The following is a 6,217-nucleotide window of genomic DNA, read 5'->3' as shown; positions in this document are numbered from 1 at the left end:
GGAGTAGTTCTGTAATATTGCTGGATGCGCAATTTAGCCCCCATAAATTCATATTCTGTGAGACATCTAGTATTGGAAGGTTGTTATTGGCACAATTTATAAGCTCCACTGCGGCAAAATCTTCAATGCCCGTAAGATCCTGAATGCCTTTCGAGAATACTATCAATTCCGTTACGTTCTCAATATTTGCCGTAAGTACCAAGCTGTTATTTGGTACACCATCGCCCATGCCATTCTGCTCAAGATAGTTTTCAAAGTTAGCATCGGGTATAGCGGTGTACTGTCCAGTACAGAAAATGGTATGTACAAAAGCAGCAAGAATCAATATCTTTTTCATATCAATGTTCTTAATGGTCTACAATCAATTGTTTGGTGGTCAACTGCCCATTGTCGTAAAAATGAAGGAAGTATATACCGTCGTCAAGACCTGAGGTTTCAATGGTCTTTAACACATTTTGGCTTTCACCCGATAGTACCATTACCCCAAACGCGTTGAATATTTGATATTGATATGTATTGGCTGGTTTTTCCCTAAGGTCGAGGTTAAGTTCCCCATCCATAGCGTTTGGATAATAGGTGAGGCCTGCAGTTGCACATGGATACCCGGAAATAGTGTAATTTGAAACGGCATTTAATACGGGAAGATTTGTTAAGGCCACCCGCATTCTGCTGCCCTGTTTTGGTGTTAGATAAGAAATACACGGGATAACCGAGTGCCCCATAATATTATATTCATCAGGATCATAAGGGTCACCAGGATCATTGGGGTCATTGGGATCCCCATTACCATCAAATCCGCTGTCCAACCATTGGCAGGTGGCAAAATCAACATAATAATCCATATCTGGATCGGCAGGGGTATCCGATATATAATCACCACAGGTCGCTGAGTTGGATCCATCCACAAATTCGGGACATTCAAACTCATCATCATCGGTATTCTCGCCCGTTCCGTGATGGGTATGCCACAGAGTAAGAATGTGGCCCATTTCGTGGGAAAGGATGTGCGATTTTACCAATGGATAGGTTTGAAGGGTTACCGGGTCTTCCATAAATCCCGAAACCAAAAATGCAGTTTTATCTCGTTGTGATGTACCATAACCGTCCCAACCTAAAAATCCAACAGAATCATCATACATATAAATATCTACACCATCGGTATGATTATTAATATCGAATACGCTGGCGCCTGGGCTATAAAATTCTGAATCATCATCAATATAATCAATCTGGTGATCCCAAACAAAATATATGTTATGCGGGTTAAAAGCAGTGTCCAAATAACTCAGTGCTAAACTTACATCGGCAGGAGATTGCCCGCCCGAATGGTTGGACTTTCGTATTACATGTACATATATCCGAACACAAAAAGAGTAATTTGAATAATTTTGGCTTCTGTAGGGCGCCATTAATACTTCGGTGTTGGCAGCGGCTATGGTGTCAATTTCGCAATGGATCTGTGCGTGGGCCTTATTGCTCATCACAAAGATCAAAGAAGCTAGAAGTAAAAAGTAAAAAGTAAAAAGTAAATTTTTTCATGATTTGGTCAGTTTTAAAAATTACACTTCTTAAAGATAGGTTAAAAGTTTGTTTTGTCAAAAAACAAACCAAAAAATATACTGTCTAATCTATTAATTGCCAGATAATTTTAGGGTTTCTGCTTTCATAAACAGATAGGCTAAAATTAAAAGCCTTTCCGAATTATTTCATTGGGAAAGGCTTCTACTTTAATTTTGAATTTGAAGTTATTACACCACTCCTTGCGCAAGCATTGCGTCAGCTACTTTTACGAAACCTGCTACGTTTGCCCCTTTTACATAATCTACATATCCATCGCCATCTTTTCCGTATTGAACGCAAGCGGCGTGAATGTCATTCATAATACCGTGCAGTTTTTCGTCAACCTTCTCTGCTGTCCAGCTTAAACGCAATGAGTTTTGCGACATTTCCAAACCTGAAGTTGCAACACCTCCTGCATTTGAAGCTTTACCAGGTGAAAACAGAATCTTCGCCTTTTGGAATGCTTCAACCGCCTCTGGGGTACACGGCATATTAGCGCCTTCGCTTATACAGAAACAACCGTTATCGAGGAGCATTTTGGCTTCTTCGCCGTTCAATTCGTTTTGGGTTGCGCAAGGCAGTGCGATATCACATTTCACTTCCCATGGGCGTTTTCCCGCTATATATTCTGCTCCGCTATATTTTTCGGTATATTCTGAAATACGACCTCGCTTTTCATTTTTTAAATCCATTACAAAGGCTAGCTTTTCTTCGTCTATTCCTTCAGAATCGTAAATATATCCGCCAGAATCTGAAAATGTTACCACTTTCCCTCCAAACTGAATTACTTTTTCGGCAGCGTATTGTGCCACATTTCCGGCGCCAGATATAACAACTGTTTTTCCGTTAAAGCTTTCGCCTCGAGTTTCCAGCATATCTTTTGCGAAATACACATTGCCGTAACCCGTAGCTTCTGGGCGAATAAGCGAGCCTCCGTACGAAAGTCCTTTTCCTGTAAGCACTCCCGTAAACTCATTGCGAATGCGTTTGTACTGGCCGTACATATAGCCAATTTCGCGACTACCAACACCAATATCTCCAGCAGGTACATCGGTATCTGGTCCTATATGCCTACATAGTTCGGTCATAAAACTTTGGCAGAAACGCATAATTTCGGTGTTGCTTTTTCCCTTTGGGTCAAAGTTTGAACCTCCTTTTCCGCCGCCGAGCGGAAGGGTAGTAAGACTGTTTTTAAAGGTTTGTTCGAACCCCAAAAATTTAAGAATACTCAGGTTTACAGAAGGATGAAATCGGAGCCCACCCTTATACGGGCCAATGGCCGAATTAAACTCTACACGAAACCCTTTATTTACGTGAATTTTATTATTATCGTCTGTCCAGGGTACGCGAAAAACAATTGTGCGCTCTGGTTCAACCATGCGCTCTAACAACATTTTGTTAGCGTATTTTTCGTTTTCTTCAATAAAAGGGATTACTGTTTCGGCAACTTCTGTTACCGCCTGTAGGAATTCAGGCTCATGAGGATTGTTTTTTTCGACTTCAGAAATGAAATCAATAATGCTTTGCTTCATTGGTTACAATTTTGTTTTATTTTTAGCGAAAATCCTTGCCGAGCGATAGTTTAATCTTTTAGCGAATTAGCTTTCAAAAAACAATTTTTAAAAACAATTTGGAATGTACAGCTGTACAAGGATTGCACAAATATAAGTGTTATGATAAAAACTGGAACTCAATTTTTTACAAAATAGCCAAATCGCTTTTTAAAACTTCAATGGTGAATATGTTTTTATATATTTGTTCTTTTTCAATCTAAATAAATCACTCAATGAATACCAAATTCTTTTTATTGGTATTTTTCTTCTTACTTGTAGGCAAGCAAAGTAGTTTTAGTCAAGCTGGGTTTTCGCATGAGGTGGGTCTTATTACCGGCCCTGTAGTTTTTTATTCAGATTTTGGAGAGCGCTATAATTTTGAAACAAATGCCGGAAACGTTGGTTTTGGCATAGGCTTAATACATTATATTAATTTTTCATATAGCGCAGATTGTAACTGTTATACAAGAGCGGTTTATTTTAACGACCACTTTAAAATACGCACGGAAATAGATTACCACCAAACAAATTTAAATCATTACGGCAAATGGGTTGCGCCAGACCGTACCTCTTTAGTTGCAGATCAGCTTAGAGCTATGGGTGGCAAGGCAACAGTTTTTGAAGTAGGTTCCCAACTTGAATATTTTCCGCTTAGCATTCGCGATTTTGCCGCGGGCCAATATAAAATTGCACCTTTTATAAGTTTGGGAGCACATTGGGTAAGTTTTGATCCTGAGGTTTCTTCTACGTTAGGCCAATTAAATAGCCCAGCCACTACGCCAGATAAATATTTTAACGGTTTTCAGCAAGATCCGGCCACTACTTGGGCAGTAGTTGGAAGTGTGGGTATACGCTATAAGTTATCGCCACTAAGCGATTTAATGTTGGACAGCCGCTGGCATTTTTACTTTTCAGATTGGGTAGATGGTCTAAACCCAACGCTCGCAAATAACGGTACCACTCCAGTGCCCGAAAACAAAGCCAACGAGTGGATTTATTGGTTAAATCTTGGCTATATTTACTATATAAATTAGGCTACCCGATTGCCTGTTTTAAATCGGCAATTAAATCTTCTACATCTTCAACACCCACCGAAAGACGGATTAACGCATCTACTACCCCAATTTTCTCACGTTCCTTTTTAGGGATACTGGCGTGCGTCATACTAGCAGGATGTCCGGCAAGGCTTTCCACTCCGCCAAGACTTTCTGCCAAAGTAAATATCTTTAATTTCTCCACTATTTTAATAGCTCCGTTGTAGTTATTTCCCTTTGTTACAAATGAAATCATCCCGCCAAAACCTTTCATCTGGTCCTTTGCTATTTTATGATTTGGATGACTTTCAAAACCGGGCCAATAAACCTTTTCAATCTTTGGGTGCTTATTTAAATATTCGGCTACGGCTTTGCCATTCTCGCAATGGCGTTGCATACGTAGGTGAAGCGTTTTTAACCCGCGTAAAACCAAAAAACTATCTTGCGGCCCGCAAATTGCCCCGCTCGCATTTTGTATAAAATAAAGCCTGTTTGCGAGTTCACTGTCCTTTACTACAAGTGCGCCCATTACCACATCGCTATGCCCGCCGAGATATTTTGTAGCACTGTGCATCACAATATCGGCACCCAAATCTAAAGGTTGTTGTAAGTAGGGTGTGGCAAAAGTATTATCGACCGCCAGTAGCACGTTGTGGTTTTTTGCAATTAAAGCAGCCTTTTTTATATCTATAATATTCATCATTGGGTTTGTTGGTGTTTCTACCCAAATCAGTTTTGTTTTATCGTTTATGTATTGCTCAATTTTTGCGGCATTTTCCATTCCCACGAAATGAAATTTAATGCCAAAACCTTCAAAAATCTTTGTAAACAATCTATACGTTCCACCGTAAAGATCGTTGGTAGAAATAACCTCATCACCGGGTTTTAGAAGTTTTATTACAGCATCTATTGCGGCGAGCCCACTACCAAAAGCGAGACCAAATGCCCCATTTTCAATACTGGCAAAAGCGCGTTCCAAGGCTGCCCGTGTTGGATTGTTGCTTCGCGAGTATTCAAATCCTTTGTGACCCCCTGGAGTAGTTTGCGAATATGTTGAGGTTTGGTAAATTGGCGGCATGACCGCACCGTATGCCGGATCTATATTTTGCTGCCCGCCGTGTATAATTTTTGTGTTGAATTTCATTTTTTAAAACAGTAATTTATAAGTGATAATCAGTATTGGCAAACTATATTTTATCATTTAATATAACTTTCACAATAGCTGATTTTAAAGTTATTACTTTTGAAATTCAAATGTAAGAGTTTCATTTGTGAAAGCTAACCATCTATTTCATTTACATATGTATTACAAAATTGCGGTCGCTATTTTTATTGCGCTTGTTGCCATGGGTTGCAACGAAGAAAAAAATATTGAAATTTCTTCGGAAAGTTTTACTGAAAAAGAGCTTACAATTTGCGAAAACACCAAGTGCCCCGAAGTAACTATTAATTATGTAGAAGTATTTGGCGATACAGAGGTTTCAGAAAAAATAAATAGAAAGATAAAGAACTTTATTTTAAACTCCCTGATCTTAGGAGAGGATACCGAACCAACAGCAAAGACTATAGAAGAAGCCGCAACTGGTTTTATTGAAGCATATATTGCAGATAAAAACGCATTTCCAGATATGGCGGGCGAATATTTTGCCGAAATTTCAGTAAACGAAATATACACGAGCGCAGACCATTTGTGCTTTGAAATGCGCCAATATATGTACACGGGCGGTGCGCACGGATACGGCACCACCACCTTTTTGAACATTAATCCGCAAACAGGCGACGAACTTAGCACAGAAGCACTCTTTACTAATAAAAATGAATTTACTGCATTTGCTGAAAAAAAGTTTAGACAGCAACAGGAAATTTCAGCAGATCAAGGAATTAACGACACCAAGTTTTGGTTTGAAAATGAAACATTTTATCTCCCCGAAAGTGTTGGTTTTACACGCGATAGCCTTATTTTTATTTACAATCAATACGATATAGCAAGCTACGCCGATGGTCCGATAGAACTAAAAATAGCTATAAAGGATGCCGAGCCTTTTTTAAGTACAGATTAAATTCAACATC

General features: G+C 39.3%; 5 protein-coding genes and 1 pseudogene. 2 read left to right on the top strand and 4 right to left on the bottom strand.

What is annotated here, in order from left to right; all coding sequences use genetic code 11:
• The 3 genes and pseudogenes from VZD24_RS04740 to gdhA form a co-directional block, all read right to left on the bottom strand.
• Positions 1-337: pseudogene (locus VZD24_RS04740) on the bottom strand (hypothetical protein); the annotation flags it as partial.
• Between the two features lie 10 nt (positions 338-347).
• Positions 348-1,481: a zinc-dependent metalloprotease gene (locus VZD24_RS04735; protein ID WP_342686719.1), complete on the bottom strand. Its 1,134-nt coding sequence runs from the start codon at positions 1,479-1,481 to the stop codon at positions 348-350.
• Positions 1,482-1,748: 267 nt separating this feature from the next.
• Positions 1,749-3,092: an NADP-specific glutamate dehydrogenase gene (gene gdhA, locus VZD24_RS04730; RefSeq protein ID WP_342686720.1), complete on the bottom strand. Its 1,344-nt coding sequence runs from the start codon at positions 3,090-3,092 to the stop codon at positions 1,749-1,751.
• A 254-nt stretch (positions 3,093-3,346) separates the two neighbouring features.
• On the opposite strand from gdhA, the gene VZD24_RS04725 reads away from it, so the two are divergent.
• Complete coding sequence (locus VZD24_RS04725; RefSeq protein WP_279449479.1) at positions 3,347-4,147, top strand: THC0290_0291 family protein; 801 nt, start codon at positions 3,347-3,349, stop codon at positions 4,145-4,147.
• Between the two features lies 1 nt (position 4,148).
• Here VZD24_RS04725 and VZD24_RS04720 read toward each other — a convergent pair whose 3' ends face one another.
• The gene (locus tag VZD24_RS04720) at positions 4,149-5,291 is read right to left on the bottom strand and encodes a cystathionine gamma-synthase (protein ID WP_279449480.1); all 1,143 of its coding nucleotides are present in this window, start codon (positions 5,289-5,291) and stop codon (positions 4,149-4,151) included.
• Between the two features lie 157 nt (positions 5,292-5,448).
• Here VZD24_RS04720 and VZD24_RS04715 point away from each other — a divergent pair, with 157 nt between their 5' ends.
• The gene (locus tag VZD24_RS04715) at positions 5,449-6,207 is read left to right on the top strand and encodes a DUF3298 and DUF4163 domain-containing protein (protein WP_342686721.1); all 759 of its coding nucleotides are present in this window, start codon (positions 5,449-5,451) and stop codon (positions 6,205-6,207) included.
• The last annotated feature ends 10 nt before the right edge of the window (positions 6,208-6,217 follow it).

This window comes from Aequorivita flava, from assembly GCF_038742595.1.
GTDB classification, from domain to species: Bacteria; Bacteroidota; Bacteroidia; order Flavobacteriales; family Flavobacteriaceae; genus Aequorivita; species Aequorivita marisscotiae.
This window is presented reverse-complemented; position numbering and strand designations above follow the sequence as displayed.